The 2,685-nt window shown below is 33.1% G+C and carries 2 protein-coding genes and 1 rRNA gene; all 3 read right to left on the bottom strand.

Annotated features, from left to right (window positions below):
* Positions 1 to 110 (bottom strand): 16S ribosomal RNA (locus V7014_RS15610); the annotation flags it as partial.
* Between the two features lie 442 nt (positions 111 to 552).
* Positions 553 to 1,029: a hypothetical protein gene (locus V7014_RS15605; protein ID WP_335508358.1), complete on the bottom strand. Its 477-nt coding sequence runs from the start codon at positions 1,027 to 1,029 to the stop codon at positions 553 to 555.
* Between the two features lie 384 nt (positions 1,030 to 1,413).
* Positions 1,414 to 2,577, bottom strand: a complete 1,164-nt coding sequence (locus V7014_RS15600) for an iron-containing alcohol dehydrogenase (RefSeq protein WP_335508357.1) — start codon at positions 2,575 to 2,577, stop codon at positions 1,414 to 1,416.
* Positions 2,578 to 2,685 lie beyond the last annotated feature (108 nt).

The following is a 2,685-nucleotide window of genomic DNA, read 5'->3' as shown; positions in this document are numbered from 1 at the left end:
ACCCGTCCGCCGCTAACTTCAGGGAGCAAGCTCCCATCCATTCGCTCGACTTGCATGTATTAGGCACGCCGCCAGCGTTCGTCCTGAGCCAGGATCAAACTCTCCAAAAAGTGTTTGACTTGCTCATAAAAGTTTTGTTTCTATCAAGTAGAAACTTTGTTTTAGAATTAACGTTGACGTGTTGTCTTGTTTAGTTTTCAAAGATCATTTCGTTGCTGTTGAAGCAACTTTTATATAATAACATTTTAGTTATTTAGTGTCAATAACTTTTTAATATTATTTTCATTGCTATTAAAGCAACTTTCATAATGTAACATTATATTATTGAGATATCAATATTTTCATAGAATAACTCTCAAAACCTATAATGTTATCATTCGTCTTTCAACGACAGATATTAATATAACATTAATATAATTTCCTTGCAAGGTTTTTTATAAATATTTTTCTTTTAAAAAGACTCTGCTAAATTATAATATTAATATTTAGACAAAAATAAGGGAAAGCAGATTACTAATGTTTCCACCCTTTTTAAGACTAATCTCTTTGCGATTATTGAATTTCTACAACAAATGTATAGGAAATTGTTCCGTTAGTCCATTCTGCTAAGACTTCATAGATATACTTACCTTTACTTGAAGGAATAATTATTTGATTAGCATCGTGTTCGATTTCTTTTCCTCTTCCTTTTTCATTCCATAAATAAACTTTAATATCCGGGTTTTTTTCAAACTTAATATCAACTTTTTGATTTGAATTTACGTTAATTGATTCTATATGGTCTACCATTTGATATGGAGATGCATGGTCTGTTTGCACAACTTCAGTCCCTAAACCTTTTTTTCTTTCCCATTGATAATCGCCTTCTTCCATTTGATACTCCATCCCGTTAATAATAATAAGTCCTGTCATAGATCGAGGAAATTCACTGTCTATGTCTTCAGCTTCCTTAACTACATTATTTGAACAACCCAATATCAAAAATATAGAGAATGCAAAAATCACTATAAAAAATGTTTTTAATCTCAAAATATTCCTCATTTATTAATTTGACGATAGTCATCTTTCAAAGTTTCACTGTTCTTATTCAAAACCATCTTATAAAAACAATACATTTTGAAATACGCAAATTATCATAAGTATCCGTCATCTCAAATACAAATGCTGTTAATTGAAATTCTTCAACGTAGCGTTTTATCCTTGAAACACTCGTTCTTTTTCTTTGTGCGATAAATTGCCACTATGTTAGGTTACTAAACGCTTTGCTCAATTTTGCCACCTCACCGTACATTTATGCTAGTTATACAAAGATTTCGGGAAGGTTTCCATTTATCTTTAACAGAACCTAAAAAAATAAAACTCCCCTCACTTCAAAACAAAGTAGAGGGAGTTTAGAATTTTCAACGATTGATATTACAAAGAAGCCCTATAAATGTCTAAAACATCTTGTTTGTTTAACTTTGTAAAACGACCGAATTCACCATTCACCATCGCTTTTTCTGCCATAATCTCTAACTTACTATCATCAATATCATAATCAGCTAATCGGGCTGGTGCACCTATACTATTCCAAAATTCACGTAGTTTTTGAATACCTTCCATTCCTATTTCTTCATCACTCTTACCTTGAGGATTTACATCAAATACTCTTACAGCTAACTGTTTAAAGCGAGATGGTTTAACCTGTAAGTTTTTCTTCATCCAGTGCGGAAAAAGAATAGCGAGTCCACCACCATGAGGAATATCATAAACTGCCGAAACAGCATGTTCCAGATTATGGGTAGCCCAGTCACCTTGATAGCCCATATTTAAAACGCCATTTAAAGCCATTGTTCCGTTATATAGAATAGTAGCGCGATATTCATAGTTCTCTAAATTCTCCAGCAATTTAGGCGCCGTTTCCATAACAGTAAGAAGCAGTGACTCACACATACGATCCTGCAAAAGTGTATTTTCTTCATGGTGAAAATAATGCTCTAACACATGTGACATCATATCAACAATTCCATAAATTGTTTGATTTTCCGGCACAGTGAAAGTGTTAACAGGATCTAATATCGAGAATTTTGGAAATGTCAAAGGACTTCCCCAACCATGCTTCTCCTTTGTTTCCCAATTCGTAATAACAGAACCTGCATTCATTTCAGATCCCGTCGCTGCAAGAGTTAATACCGTTCCGAATGGGAGAGCATCAGTCGCAACTGCTTTTTTTACAACAAAATCCCATGGATCTCCATTATACTTTGCACCTACTGAGATAAGTTTCGTACAATCTATAACACTTCCTCCCCCAACTGCTAAAAGAAAATCAATATTTTCAGCTTTGCAAATATCAATTCCTTTTTGTGCTGTTGTAAGGCGAGGATTAGGTTCAACACCAGATAATTCAAAAATTTTCACATCAATTTCATTTAAAACCTTGATTATGCCATCGTATAAACCATTTCGTTTAATACTCCCGCCACCATAAACAAGCAATACATTTTTACCGTACTTAGGAACTTCGTTTTTTAATTGTTCCATCTGACCTTTACCAAAGATTAATTTTGTAGGATTATAAAAAGTAAAATTTTTCAATGAGTAAACCTCCTATTCCATTCTTTATTATATAGAAAACATAGTAAAACTATAACAAAAAAAGACCAGCTAAAATAGCTGATCTTTAATAACCTGGCAACGTCCTAC

It is taken from the genome of Bacillus sp. JJ722 (assembly GCF_036963345.1).
Taxonomy (GTDB): Bacteria; Bacillota; Bacilli; order Bacillales; family DSM-1321; genus Bacillus_AD.
Note: the sequence above shows the minus strand (reverse complement) of the source record. Positions and strands in the feature narration are given on the sequence as shown.